At 34.4% G+C, this 13795-nt stretch carries 12 protein-coding genes; all 12 read left to right on the top strand.

The window, feature by feature from the left end; all coding sequences use genetic code 11:
• Nucleotides 1–58: 58 nt before the first annotated feature.
• Nucleotides 59–1666, top strand: a complete 1608-nt coding sequence (locus B7699_RS07850) for a glycoside hydrolase family 13 protein (protein ID WP_084927868.1) — start codon at nt 59–61, stop codon at nt 1664–1666.
• A 196-nt stretch (nt 1667–1862) separates the two neighbouring features.
• Entirely contained in the window at nt 1863–3821 is a 1959-nt protein-coding gene (locus B7699_RS07845) for a peptide ABC transporter substrate-binding protein (protein ID WP_084927867.1), read from the top strand.
• A 190-nt stretch (nt 3822–4011) separates the two neighbouring features.
• A complete protein-coding gene (gene cpsA / locus B7699_RS07840; RefSeq protein ID WP_084927866.1) occupies nt 4012–5457 on the top strand; it encodes an LCP family glycopolymer transferase CpsA in 1446 nt (481 codons plus the stop codon).
• A gap of 6 nt (nt 5458–5463) precedes the next feature.
• Complete coding sequence (cps4B, locus tag B7699_RS07835; protein WP_084927865.1) at nt 5464–6195, top strand: capsular polysaccharide biosynthesis protein Cps4B; 732 nt, start codon at nt 5464–5466, stop codon at nt 6193–6195.
• An 8-nt stretch (nt 6196–6203) separates the two neighbouring features.
• Nucleotides 6204–6896 carry a CspC family polysaccharide chain length determinant protein gene (locus B7699_RS07830; protein ID WP_084927864.1) on the top strand — a complete coding sequence of 231 codons (693 nt, stop codon included), beginning with the start codon at nt 6204–6206 and terminating at the stop codon, nt 6894–6896.
• A gap of 10 nt (nt 6897–6906) precedes the next feature.
• A complete protein-coding gene (locus B7699_RS07825) occupies nt 6907–7611 on the top strand; it encodes a tyrosine-protein kinase (protein ID WP_084927863.1) in 705 nt (234 codons plus the stop codon).
• 23 nt (nt 7612–7634) lie between these two features.
• Nucleotides 7635–8984, top strand: coding sequence for a sugar transferase (locus tag B7699_RS07820; protein WP_084927862.1), 1350 nt, complete (start codon nt 7635–7637; stop codon nt 8982–8984).
• Between the two features lie 7 nt (nt 8985–8991).
• Complete coding sequence (locus B7699_RS07815; protein ID WP_084927861.1) at nt 8992–9783, top strand: DUF4422 domain-containing protein; 792 nt, start codon at nt 8992–8994, stop codon at nt 9781–9783.
• A 3-nt stretch (nt 9784–9786) separates the two neighbouring features.
• On the top strand, nt 9787–10827 hold the full coding sequence (locus tag B7699_RS07810) for a glycosyltransferase family 4 protein (RefSeq protein ID WP_084927860.1): 1041 nt from the start codon (nt 9787–9789) through the stop codon (nt 10825–10827).
• Between the two features lie 28 nt (nt 10828–10855).
• Entirely contained in the window at nt 10856–11812 is a 957-nt protein-coding gene (locus tag B7699_RS07805) for a capsular polysaccharide synthesis protein (protein WP_239822218.1), read from the top strand.
• Nucleotides 11813–11823: 11 nt separating this feature from the next.
• Nucleotides 11824–12810, top strand: a complete 987-nt coding sequence (locus tag B7699_RS07800) for a glycosyltransferase family 2 protein (RefSeq protein WP_084927858.1) — start codon at nt 11824–11826, stop codon at nt 12808–12810.
• Nucleotides 12811–12826: 16 nt separating this feature from the next.
• Nucleotides 12827–13795, top strand: a complete 969-nt coding sequence (locus B7699_RS07795) for a beta-1,6-N-acetylglucosaminyltransferase (protein ID WP_084927857.1) — start codon at nt 12827–12829, stop codon at nt 13793–13795.

Below are 13795 nucleotides of genomic sequence, written 5' to 3'. Positions count from 1 at the left end.
CAAAATTTTAAAAAGCGCTATCATAGACTGTAGATTATGAAAATAATGAGGTAAGAAAATGCAAGAAAAATGGTGGCACAATGCCGTAGTCTATCAAGTCTATCCAAAGAGTTTTATGGATAGTAATGGAGATGGAATTGGCGATTTGTCAGGAATTACCAGTAAGTTAGACTATCTAGCCAAGTTAGGGATTACAGCGATTTGGCTTTCTCCAGTTTATGACAGTCCTATGGATGATAATGGTTATGATATTGCTGATTATCAAGCGATTGCGGCTATTTTCGGGACCATGGAGGATATGGACCAACTGATTGCCGAAGCTAAGAAACGTGATATCCGTATCATCATGGACTTGGTGGTCAATCATACCTCGGATGAACATGCTTGGTTTGTCGAGGCCTGTGAAAATCCTGATAGCCCTGAGCGTGACTACTATATCTGGCGGGATGAGCCTAACGATCTAGATTCTATCTTTAGTGGGTCTGCTTGGGAATACGATGAAAAGTCAGGTCAATACTATCTCCACTTTTTCAGCAAGAAACAGCCGGATCTTAACTGGGAGAATGAAAAACTTCGCCAGAAAATTTACGATATGATGAACTTCTGGATTGATAAAGGCATTGGCGGTTTCCGTATGGATGTCATTGACATGATTGGCAAAATTCCTGATGAGAAGGTAGTCAATAACGGTCCTATGCTCCACCCTTATCTCAAGGAGATGAATCAGGCGACCTTTGGAGATAAGAATCTCTTGACAGTAGGGGAAACCTGGGGAGCAACGCCAGAGATTGCCAAGCTCTACTCTAATCCAAAGGGGCAAGAATTGTCTATGGTCTTCCATTTTGAACATATCGGTCTTCAGTATCAGGAAGGTCAGCCTAAGTGGCACTATCAAAAAGAACTGAATATTGCTAAGTTAAAAGAGATTTTCAACAAATGGCAGACAGAGTTAGGCGTTGAGGACGGCTGGAATTCGCTTTTCTGGAACAATCATGACCTTCCTCGTATCGTCTCGATCTGGGGAAATGACCAAGAATACCGCGAAAAATCTGCCAAAGCCTTTGCAATTTTACTTCATCTCATGAGAGGGACACCTTATATTTACCAAGGTGAGGAAATTGGGATGACCAACTATCCGTTTGAAACACTGGATCAAGTAGAGGATATTGAATCTCTCAACTATGCGCGTGAGGCTCTTGAAAAAGGCATTCCGATGGAAGAAATCATGGACAGTATCCGTGTCATTGGACGTGACAATGCCCGTACGCCTATGCAATGGGATGAGAGCAAAAACGCTGGTTTCTCAACAGGTCAACCTTGGTTGGCAGTGAATCCAAACCATCAAGAAATCAATGTTCAAGAAGCGCTGGCAAATCCAGATTCGATTTTCTATACCTATCAGAAGCTTGTTCAAATCCGTAAGGAGAATAGCTGGCTGATTAGAGCTGACTTTGAATTGCTTGATACGGCTGACAAGGTTTTTGCCTATATCCGTAAAGATGGTGACCGTCGCTTCCTAGTCGTCGCTAACTTGTCCAATGAAGAACAAGACTTGGCCGTAGAAGGAAACGTCAAATCTGTCTTGATTGAAAACACCTCAGCTCAAGAAGCCTTTGAAAAACAAATCTTGGCTCCATGGGATGCTTTCTGTGTGGAATTGCTATAAACATTTTTTACAGAAAAATCTAAAATTGAAATCGTATAAAAACAAGGGAGGAGTGTATGAAAGGCATAAATCCTTTGTTTTTTTTATGGCTAAGATTAATAAACTTTCATTCTAGAAATTCAATTAACTTTACAAATTTCCACTATTTTGGTAAAATAAACCTATGTTATAAAAACTAACATAAAGGAGAAAGAAGATGACTACAAAAAAGCGTATCCTTAGTGCAGGCCTGACTTTTGCGGCTGCTTTGCTTTTAGCTGCCTGTGGACAATCAGGTTCAGATACAAAAACTTACTCATCAACCTTTAGTGGAAACCCAACTACATTTAACTATTTACTAGACTACTACGCTGATAATACAGCTATCATTACTAACTTAGTTGATGGTTTGCTTGAAAATGACAATCATGGAAATCTAATTCCATCTTTGGCAGAAGACTGGTCTGTTTCAAGCGACGGTCTAACTTATACCTACAAATTGAGAAAAGATGCCAAATGGTTCACAGCTGATGGTGAAGAGTACGCCCCAGTCAAGGCACAGGATTTTGTGACAGGTATCAAGTACGCAGTGGATAATAAATCACAGGCGCTTGACTTGATTCAAAATTCAATCAAGGGCTTGAATGATTATATTACAGGAGCGGATTCTGACTTTTCTAAGGTTGGAGTGAAGGCCATCGACGACCAGACTGTTGAGTATACTTTGGCACGCCCAGAACCGTACTGGAATTCAAAAACAACCAACAGTATTCTTTTCCCAGTAAATGAAGAGTTTCTAAATTCAAAAGGGAAAGATTTTGGGACCCTATCTCCAAATAGCATTCTCTACAGTGGACCTTATTTGTTAAAAGATTTCACATCAAAATCATCGATCGAGTATGTGAAAAACCCGCATTACTATGATCATGACAAAGTATCGATTGAACACGTAAAATTGGCTTATTTTGATGGCTCAGACCAAGAATTGACCATCCGTAACTTTGAAAGTGGAGCTTATTCAATCGCTGGGGTTTATCCAAATAGTTCTAACTTTGCTAAGACCAAGGAGAAATATAAGGATAATATCGTCTATAGCTTGCAGGACAAGACTTCTTGGTATTTCAATTTTAACGTCAACCGTAAGGCCTACAATCACACTGCTAAAACGACAGATGAGCAGAAGAAGTCAACTGAGACAGCTGTCTTGAACAAAAACTTCCGCCAAGCGGTGAACTTTGCCTTGGACCGCACAGCCTATTCTGCTCAGTCAAACGGGGAAGAAGCAGCTAGCAAGACCCTTCGTAACACCCTAGTGCCTCCTACATTTGTCCAAGTCGGAGACAAGACCTTTGGAGAAGTAGTGGCTTCTAAATTGGTTAACTATGGCACAGAATGGTCAGGTATTAACTTGGCAGATGCTCAGGATGCCTATTTCAACAAAGAAAAGGCCCAAGCAAAATTCGCGGAAGCTAAAAAAGAATTGGCAAGTCAAGGTGTGACCTTCCCAATTCACTTGGATGTGGCAGTTGATCAGACAAGTAAAAATGCTGTGACAGGCATGAATTCAGTTAAGCAGACCCTTGAGTCAGTTTTAGGTGCTGATAACATTGTCATTGACGTTCAACAACTTTCAACAGATGATTTTAACAATGTAGCCTTCTTGGCACCGACACCAGCTGATCGTGACTATGATTTGAACTTTGATGGTTGGGTAGGTGACTACCAAGATCCATCAACGTATCTTAATCCTTTCAATGCAGAGGATGGATTCTACCTCAAGATCTTTGGTCTAGATGCTCAGGAAGATAAAGCTAAGATTGCTAGCTTGGGTCTTGATACCTATACCAAGATGCTTAAAGATGCAGATAGTGAAAATAAAGATGTAGCCAAACGCTATGAAAAATATGCTGAAGCACAGGCTTGGATGATTGACAATTCTCTGATTATGTCAGCTATGTCAAGTGGTGGAACAGCATCTGTAACCAAAGTAACGCCATTTACAAGAGGTTATTCACTAGTCGGCATCAAGGGTGACGGCAATAACTACAAGTACATGAAACTGCAAAAAGATACTGTAACAACCAAACAGTATGAAGAAGCTAAGGCAAAATGGGAGCAAGAAAGCAAAAAAGCAATCGAAAAAGCCCAAAAAGAAGCAGAAAATCATGTTAAATAATGATGAGCGAGGTTCCGTAAGGAACCTCGTTTTGATGTTTATATAGTAAATTTATTGATGTAATTGTTTGCAAGTGAAAAGTAATGTTTCGGAAAGAAGATGAAAACGCCTTACCTAAGTGGATTTACCCCACAAGTGTTTTTTTTATGATATAATAAAATGAAATAAAAATTGATAATAGAGGTATATCGTGAGTAGATCTTCGAAGCGAGCTCGTCAGAGTAAAACAAAGATTATGATTAGTTGGGGGTTGCTAGCTATCTATGCAGTACTGGCAGTCTTTTTATTGTTTTTGATTTTCAAGTACAATATGTTAGCCTTCCGATATCTCAATATAGTAGTTGCCGTCTTAATTGTGGCCTTAGCCATCTTGTGCTTCTTTTTAATTCGGTCCAGGAAAGTTAAAAATCTGACGCTGATTTTATTATTACTGGGTATTTTGATTAATGCTACTTCTCTCTTTGCTGTAGGGCAGTTCATTGGATTTACCAGTCGCCTGAATGCGACATCGAACTACTCAAATTATTCGATGAGTATTGCTGTGTTAGCAGATAATCCAATTGATAATATCAGTCAGGTAACCAGTGTAACGGGGCCGACTGGGACGGATAAGGATAATATCCAACAGTTGTTGAATGATCTGAAATCTACTCAAAACAAAGAACTGACAGTCGAAGAAAGCAGCTCCTATCTTGCTGCCTATAAGAGCTTGTTAGCTGGTGATACAAAGGCAATTATATTAAACAGTGTCTTTGAAAACATTATCGAATCAGAATATCCAGACTATGCTTCAAAGATTAAGAAAATTTATACCAAAGAATTGACTAAGAAGGTTGAAACTCCAAAGGATGTCAAAGGTGATAGTTTCAATGTTTATATCAGCGGAATTGATACTTACGGTCCAATCAGTTCAGTTTCTCGTTCGGATGTCAATATCATTATGACAGTGAATCGTGAAACGAAAAAGATTCTCTTGACAACGACACCTCGTGATTCCTATGTTCCAATTGCAGATGGAGGAAACAACCAAAAAGATAAGTTGACCCATGCGGGGATTTATGGAGTAGATGCTTCCATTCATACACTGGAAAATCTCTACGGTATTGACTTGAACTATTATGCTCGTTTGAATTTCACCTCTTTCTTGAAATTGATTGATTTACTTGGTGGAGTTGATGTCTATAATGACCAAGAATTTACAGCTCATACAAATGGGAAGTTCTATCCCGTAGGAAATGTTCATCTTGATTCGGAGCAAGCTTTAGGATTTGTGCGTGAGCGTTATTCTTTGGCAGACGGAGACCGGGATCGTGGCCGTAACCAGCAGAAGGTCATTGTCGCTATTTTGCAAAAGTTAACCTCGACAGAAGCTTTGAAAAATTATGACGGTATTATAAAAGGGTTGCAAGATTCAATTCAAACTAATATGCCACTCGAAACCATGATGAACTTGGTCAATACCCAACTTGAGAGTGGTGGAACGTATAAGATCAATTCGCAAGATCTTAAAGGAACAGGGCGTATGGATTTACCATCCTATGCTATGCCTGATAGTAACCTCTACATGATGGAAATAAGTGACAGCAGTTTAGAGTCAGTCAAGGCTGCCATCAATGATGTGATGGAAGGGAAATAAAGCAAAATGATTGATATTCATTCGCATATTGTATTTGGTGTGGATGATGGTCCTAAAACGAAGCAGGAAAGTAAGGCGCTTTTGACAGAAGCCTACAGGCAAGGGGTAAGGACTATTGTATCGACATCACATAGACGAAAAGGAATGTTTGAGACCCCTGAGGAGACGATAGAGGCAAACTTTCAAGAAGTTAAGGAGCTGGCCAAGGAAGTGGCTCCAGACTTGACTATTCTCTATGGAGCAGAAATTTATTATACCCATGATGTGCTTGAAAAGTTAGAGAAGCAAGTGATTCCAAGTCTTAATGGGACACGCTATGCTCTGATTGAGTTTAGTATGGCTACTCCTTACAGAGAAATCCACACTGCTTTGAGCAATGTTCTTATGCTTGGTATAACACCTGTAGTTGCCCACATTGAACGTTATCATGAATTAGAAAATAACGAAAAACGGGTAAAAGAGTTGATTGATATGGGTTGCTACACTCAAATCAATAGTTCCAGTATTTTAAAACCAAAGTTATTTGGGGATAAATATAAATTTATGAAGAAACGAGCTCGCTATTTCCTAGAGCGTGATTTGGTTCATTTTGTTGCTAGTGATATGCACAATTTAGACCAAAGACCGCCTTACATGAAAGAAGCTTATGAGATCGTCTCAAAACAATACGGTGAAAGTAAGGCAAGAGAATTATTTATCGAAAATCCACGCCTCATCTTAGCTGATCAAATTATTTAGGAGTTGACATGAAAGAAAATAAAGAAATCGGAATTGATGTTGTTCAATTATTTAAAATCCTTTGGAAAAAGAAAATTATCATTTTGTTGACAGCAATTGTGGCAGCTGTCCTAGCTTTTGGAGTAAGTAGTTTTGTATTGAAACCGGAGTATTCTAGTACAACTCGTATCTATGTTGTCAGCCGTAATCAGTCTGAAAATGCAGGATTGACCAATCAGGATTTACAAGCCGGTAGTTATCTAGTAAAAGACTATAAGGAAATTATCCTTTCTCAAGATGTACTGGAGAAAGTCATTTCAAATCTTAAATTAGATAAAACAGTTAAAGAATTGACTAAAAAGATTCAAGTAACAGTGCCGGTAGATACTCGTATCGTATCAATCGTAGTTGAAGATGATCAACCAGAAGAGGCAAGTCGTATTGCTAATGCTCTTCGCGAGGTGGCGGCGGAAAAAATTATTTCTGTAACTCGTGTGTCTGATGTAACAACACTAGAGGAGGCAAGACCAGCCCTAACTCCTTCATCACCTAATATTCGTCGTAATACTGCACTTGCTTTTCTGGCAGGTGGCGCAGTAATGGTTGTTTCAGTTTTATTACTTGAATTATTGGATGATCGTGTTAAACGACCAGAAGATGTCGAGGAAGTTATGAATATGCCACTTCTAGGAATTGTTCCGGATTTGAATAAATTAAAGTAAGGGAGAAAATATGCCAACATTAGAAATTGCGTTGAAACGTATTAATTTTATAAAAAAAGCAGAAGAATATTATAATGCTTTGCGCACCAATATTCAATTGAGTGGTGATAATTTGAAAGTTTTGGCCATCTCATCTGTCAAACCTGGTGAAGGAAAATCAACAACATCAACAAATATTGCCTGGTCATTTGCAAGAGCTGGATACAAGACTTTGCTAGTTGATGCAGATGTTCGTAACTCAGTTATGTCAGGAATATTCAAATCTAGAGAAAAAATCACTGGCTTGACAGATTATTTATCTGGGTCGACAGATTTATCACAAGGTCTTTGTGATACAAACGTTGAAAATCTATTTGTTATTCAGGCTGGACCAGTATCTCCTAATCCAACAGCTCTTTTGCAAAGTGACAACTTTAATAACATGATTGATACCCTGCGTAAGTATTTTGACTATATCATTGTGGATACTGCACCGATTGGGATAGTCATTGACGCTGCTATCATTACACAAAAATGTGATGCTTCTATCTTGGTAACGGCAGCTGGAGAGACAAAGCGTCGTGATGTTTTGAAGGCTAAAGAACAGTTAGAACAAACAGGAACTCCGTTTTTAGGTGTAGTTCTAAATAAATTTAACACAGAAGTTGAAAAATACGGAGCTTATGGTGGTTATGGGGCCTATGGTTCCTATGGAAATTATGGGAAAAAGAAGTAGGTAGAGTTACCTAGGAGGTAGTTTTGAGAGAAGTATCAAATATTCGAAAATTAGAGATTCTCATAATACAACTGTTTCCAATTTATATATTATCTATTGTATTCGATATTCATGGACCTCTACCATTTCTAATGGTTGTTCATGTTATTTCTTACTATGTTAGTGATTATAGTAAGAATTTCAAATATCGGAGTTCAGCAGAAGAACTGATACAGACTATAAAGTACGAATTTGTCTATCTTTTATTAGCTGTTGTTATTCTTCCATTGTTAACGCCGGACTTACCTTATTTAAGCCTCTACAATTTATTGTGGATTGTAGGGGGCAACACACTTTTTATCCTAGTGCTGAATCTCTTCATTCGTAAGGTTTGGAAGTTTTTATCTCATAATAAAAAATATACTCAGCGAATCTTGCTTGTAACTACACGAGCTAAAGTTGAGCGAGTTTTAAAGCAGCTATCTACCTATGATTACGGCTATGTTTCAGCTGTTAGTATTGTAGATGATGAGCATTTTGAATCTTCTAATTTTACAATCGTTACGTTGGATAACCTAGTAACCTATGCTACGAGATCAGTCGTAGATCAAGTGGTGATTAATCTCCCAAGTGAAAGCTTTTTGATTGCAGACTTTGTTTCTCGATTTGAAACAATGGGATTACCAGTAGCTGTCAATATAGCGGCTTTAGATTTTGTAACCAATAGTGAAAAAGCGATTCAACGATTTGGGGATTCTAGTGTCGTCAATTTCTCAACAACCTTTTATCGTTCAAGTGATATTGCTCTTAAACGTGTTATAGATATTATTGGCTCCTCGGTTGGTCTGATTATTTGTGGTCTGGTGTCTATTTTTCTTGTTCCTCTGATAAAAAGAGATGGAGGCCCTGCTATTTTTGTCCAAGATAGGGTTGGTAGAAATGGACGAGTATTTAAATTTTATAAATTCCGTTCTATGAGAGTAGATGCGGAGGAAATCAAGAAGGAATTGATGAGTCAGAACCAGATGCAGGGTGGAATGTTTAAGATTGAAAATGATCCACGAATTACAAAGATTGGGCATTTTATTAGAAAGACGAGTCTAGATGAATTGCCACAATTTTGGAATGTTCTAAAAGGTGATATGAGTTTAGTTGGTACTAGACCGCCAACCTTAGATGAGTATATGACATATACACCGGAACAAAAACGTCGTTTAAGTTTTAAACCTGGTATAACAGGACTTTGGCAGATTAGTGGTAGAAGTAATATTAAAAACTTTGATGAAGTAGTAAAATTAGATGTTACTTATTTGGATGGCTGGACAATTTGGAAGGATATTGAAATTTTATTGAAAACTATTAAAGTTGTTTTCGTGAAAGATGGAGCAAAGTAAATAGAAAATGTCAGTGATAAAAATAATCGTGGCAACGCATAAACAATTTGTCATGCCGCAGGATACAGAACTTTATCTCCCAATTCATGTTGGATGTGAAGGTAAAAACGATTTAGGTTTTCAGGGAGATAATACTGGAGACAATATTTCCGTTTTAAATCCCTACTATTGTGAACTTACAGGCCTCTATTGGGCATGGAAAAATTTAGAGTGCGACTATTTAGGTTTGGTACACTATCGTCGTTATTTTACTAAGAAGACAGAAGTTTATAATGAATCAATAAATATAGATGATGTTATTTTAGATAAAGATGATATTGAGAAAATGTTAGAAGTTTCAAATGTTATTGTCCCTAAGAAAAGAAAGTACTATATAGAAACGCTCTATTCTCATTATACTCACACCTTGGATGGGACTCATTTAGATCTAGCTAGAAAAATGATTGAAACGAAGAGTCCAGAATACCTATCAAGCTTTGATAAAGTAATGAAGCAAAGAAGTGGCTATATGTTCAATATGTTTATTATGAAAAAAGAACTGGTTGATGATTATTTCACTTGGCTATTTCCAATTTTAGATAGTATGTATGAATGTATGGACTTATCAGGTTTAACAGCTTTTGAAGCACGCTTATTTGGTAGAGTAAGCGAACTGCTATTTAATGTATGGCTGGTGAAAAACAATTTGACTCCTAAGGAAGTGCCGTTTATGTATATGGAAAAAGTGAATTTGCTCAAAAAAGCAAAATCATTTTTAATGGCCAAATTCTTTGGAAAGAAATATGGACAGAGTTTTTAGTTGATGAAAGTAACAATTGTAGGACAGATAAAAAATAGACAAACCGGTCTTGGAAAAGCTATTAATGATTTTCAAGATTATTGTGAGAAGGAAGCAGAAAAAGTGATGTCGATTGACATTACAGATAATAAAAAACTTTTTTATTATGTCTATCTTATTTTAAAAGTAAATACAGATGTTTTCTATTTTACACCTTCTGGTTCCGTAGGGGGGAATATTAGAGATTCTATTTATTTACTTATGATGATTTTAAAACGTAAGAAAATTGTAACTCATTTTCATAATAGTGCGTTTGGTAAAGTGGTAAATAAAAATAAAATACTGAGAATTATTAATAAAAGTATTTATCAACGTGTTGACAAAATTATCTTACTAGGACATAAATCTAAGATAATGTTTGAGCCGTTAATGATTCCAAATGAAAAATTTGAAATTATACGGAATGGAATTGATGAAAATTTATTTATATCAGAAGACGATTTAGAAATAAAACAACAATCTAAGCCAATAAATATTATTTATTTTAGCAATATGCTAAAGGAAAAAGGATATGACATTGTATTAGAGCTAGCTAGAAACATGCAAAGTAATTCTAACTATCATTTTTATTTTTCAGGAAAGTTTTTTGATGTCACCCTCGAAAATGAATTTAAGCACAAAATATCTACAATGGGAAATGTGACTTACTTTAATGGTGTATATGGAGAAGAAAAGGAACAACTTCTAAAAAAAATGCACTATTTTATTTTACCTACAAGTTATAAAGATGAGACCTTACCAATTAGCATGTTAGAAGCTATGGCAAATGCTTTGTATATCATAGTTAGTGATGTTGGAGTTATTTCGGAAGTTGTTAATAAGGAAACAACTACTCTATTGCCAAATATAAAAATAGATACTCCATTAGATATTCAGCATATAATTGAAACTACAATTGATAGTATTCAAGATAAGAATTTTAAAATTGTTGAGCTTAAATATAATTTTTCAAATGATTTAATTCAGAAAAGAATATTTAGTATTCTAGAAGGAATAAATTTTTAATCAAGCAAATAAGGGACTTATAAAGAGTATGAAAAAAATTGTAAAAGAATATTTTTTATTGAAAAATACTTTCAATCCTCAGATTGCAAGAAATAAACTATTTGAAAAAATTTGGGGAAGATTGAGTAATATTCCCTTACTTAGAGATAAAATTACAAATTTCTATTATAGAAAGCATGAAACCATTTTAGAATATCTTGAGAATGAATTTGAATATTTTTTAAAAAATTATTTATATGATGAAGAAATAAAGTTTGTTAACTCTAATAGTAAGATAATATTTTCAATGTGGATCCAGGGTGAAGAAAATGCTCCTAAGATTGTTCAAAAGACAATTGAAAGTCAAAGAAGTTATGCAAAAAGATATGGTTATCAGTATGTTCTTTTGGATGAAAATAATCTTTTTAATTATATTGATTTACCAGAAATTATTATTGAAAAATATAAAAGTGGAATTATCGATTTTATCAAGTTTTCAGATATTGTTAGGGTTACTTTACTTGCTAAATATGGAGGTGTATGGTTAGATTCGACAATATATATAGAAACATCAAAGAAATTAGAGTATTTAGAAAATGATTTTTACACAATTCGTTTGAAAGATGAGGAAAAAATACCTAAATTTGTACCTAAGGGTAGGTGGACTGGATTTTGTTTAGCTGGAAAACAAAATTTTATTTTATTTAGATTTTTAAGAGATTTTCAAATCGAATACTTCAAAAGATTCAATGTGGCAATTGATTATTTTTTAATTGATTATCTTATTGAGCTAGCGTATCGGAAAATCAACTCTGTGAATAAATCAATAAATGAAAATTCAGAAACAAATCCAGAGTTGGTCTTTTTGGCAACTAATATGTCAAGAAAATACAATGATCATGATTGGAAAGAGGTTCTAAAGAATACCTCTCTTTTTAAATGTACATATAAGGTGAAAATCAACTCGAATGAGGGAACATATTTTAATAAAATTATAGATAAATGAAGGAGACAAGCATGATTTCAGTAATTATACCTGTATACAATGTTGAAGATTATTTAAGAAATGCACTAGAAAGTCTGCTAAATCAAACTTTTAAAGATTTTGAAGTCATATTAGTAAATGATGGTTCAACAGATTCATCAGGTACTATTTGTGAAAGTTATGCATGCCGATATAAAAATTTTCATGTTTATCATAAAGCAAATGGTGGACAATCTGATGCAAGAAATTATGGTTTAGAAAAAGCTTCAGGAGAATTTGTTACATTTTTAGACTCAGATGATTATTTTGAATCGTATGCTTTGGAAGTATTTATAAAGCTTCAAAAAAAGTATGATGCTGATATTGTATCTACGAAGGAAAAAGAAGTTAAGACTATTGAAATAAAAGATCAGCAAATCGAAATTCCTAGTTTAGAAAATACTGTACTATTACTAGATAGTAAAGAATTTTTAGAAAAGGGATTTTATAATGACAATGTAACAGTATCTAATGGAGGTAAACTTTACAAAAAACAGGTATTACAAGTGATCTATCCTAAGGGAAAAATTTATGAGGATTTATATGTGTTTGCAGAAATAGCATTAAATGCTAGTAAAGTTGTACATACAGATATTCAAGTTTATAACTATCTTATTAGAGAGGGAAGTACCGTCCATTCTGTATTTCAGAAAAATCAGTATCATTTTTTTGAGGCTATTGAGCATAATAGAACAGTTCTAAAAAATAGAATTCCGGATGAAAAAAAATTATATCAGGCTTTAGTTGCAAAAAATGTAATAGGTTCATTTATTTTAAGTAATCAGGCAATAAAGACTTCTCAAGAGGAAGTTAGAAAAATACAAAGAAAAATTAAACCATATTTAAAAGATGTTCTTTTAAATAAAAAGGTTCCAACTTTTAGAAAAATACAGTGTATACTATTTTTGCTGTCACCTAATTTATACTATGTTATTTTAAACAAATTACAACGTTGTAAAGAAAAATGTAAATCGAGCTAATGGGGGAATTTGGGGTATGAAAGAAGTAAAACAGATAAATCCTACAAATAAGTTTGCTTATTTAATTATTGCCCATCAGGATATTGAACAGTTATTATTCTTAATCAGATTACTGGATCATCAACGAAATGATATATATATATTATTTGATAAAAAATTTATTTTAACAGATAATGATAAAACGAAATTAATGAACTCAACTAAATGGTCGAAGATATTTTTTACTAAAAGAATAAAAATTTTTTGGGGAGGATATTCACAGATTGAGGCGGAGTTAATTTTGTTCTCAGCGGCTTATAACAAGGGATATCAACATTATCATTTAATAAGTGGGAATGATTTACCATTAGTACCTCAAAATGTTATTCACGAATATTTTGACTTGAATATTGAATATTCTTTTTTAACATTAAACTCTAATTTAGAGGTCTATGAGGATGAGATACTGAATCGTATTAAATACTATCATATTTTTCGGAAGTTTACACCAAGGACGTTTCCCGGTTTTTTTGGAAAAATCTTATTTAAGCTATATCGTAAAATTGCAATTATGATTCAAGAAATTTTGAGAATTAATTTACTAGATAGGTATGAAATATTTCCAGTAAAAGCTAGCAACTGGGTAACATTGTCTCATAATTGTGTTGAAATAATTATAAACAATTCAAACTTAATAGAAAAGATATTTAAATATTCATTTTTAGGTGATGAACTTTTTATTCCAACAATTTTATTTTATTTAAATAAACAGAATCTTATTAAAAATTTACAAATTAACAAAGGAACTTCTGAAGAATATCAAGGGAATATGAGATATATAAATTGGTGGGATGGCTATCCGTATGAGTGGACTGATTCTGTGAATGATTTTAAGCAAATACAAGAAGCTGCGAATAATGGATATTTTTTTTCTAGAAAGTTTAATTTAAAAAGATATCCAGGAACAAAAGTTTTTATAGAAAAATTATTGCGAGGGAAGAAATAA

This window comes from Streptococcus mitis (assembly GCF_002096835.1).
GTDB classification, from domain to species: Bacteria; Bacillota; Bacilli; order Lactobacillales; family Streptococcaceae; genus Streptococcus; species Streptococcus mitis_W.
The sequence above is the reverse complement of the archived record's forward strand: the minus strand, read 5'-3'. Positions and strand labels throughout refer to the sequence as shown.